Below are 607 nucleotides of genomic sequence, written 5' to 3'. Positions count from 1 at the left end.
TCGTACAGCAGTTTGAAGCGGGGGCTGCCCACGCGCTGCACCAGGTCCGCCCCCCAGCGCGTCCGGTCGCACATGTAGTCCTTGTGGTCCACCTTGCTGTTGAGCAGCTCCATGATGATCGTCACGCCCAGCCGCTCCGCCGTGGGCATGATGCGGGCCAGCCCCGCGGCGCAGTTCTTCAGCCCATCTTCATCGCTCATCCCGGCGCGGTTCCCCGAAAAGACGATCTGCTGCGGGATGCCGGCGTCCTTCACCAGCGGCAGGCGTTCCTCCAGGTCCTTCACGATCGCGTCGTGATGCTCCACGCGGTTGAACCCTTTGGGGATCGGGTTGGATTTCACGTTGGTCGCCACTGCGCAGGTCAGTCCGTGCTTCTTCGCCACCGCCCACTCATCAGGCCCCAGCAACTCCACCGACACGATCCCCATCGCCGCGGCGTTGGCGCAGAGCGCATCCAGCGGCATCCCGCCGTAGCACCATCGACATACGGATTGCTTGAGCCGGCCCTTCACGGGAGAAGGGGTAGGCGCGATCGCGGCGGGCTGCCCCGCGGCGGCGGCCCCGGCAACAGACAGAACGCTGGCGGTCAGAAACTCTCGTCGGAGCA

At 66.4% G+C, this 607-nt stretch carries 1 protein-coding gene; it reads right to left on the bottom strand.

Annotated features, from left to right (window positions below):
• Positions 1–607: TIM barrel protein (locus JNK74_29445; GenBank protein ID MBL7650299.1), on the bottom strand; the 607-nt coding region annotated here is incomplete at both ends.

The organism is Candidatus Hydrogenedentota bacterium (assembly GCA_016791475.1).
GTDB lineage: Bacteria > Hydrogenedentota > Hydrogenedentia > Hydrogenedentales > JAEUWI01 > JAEUWI01.
Note: the sequence above shows the minus strand (reverse complement) of the source record. Positions and strands in the feature narration are given on the sequence as shown.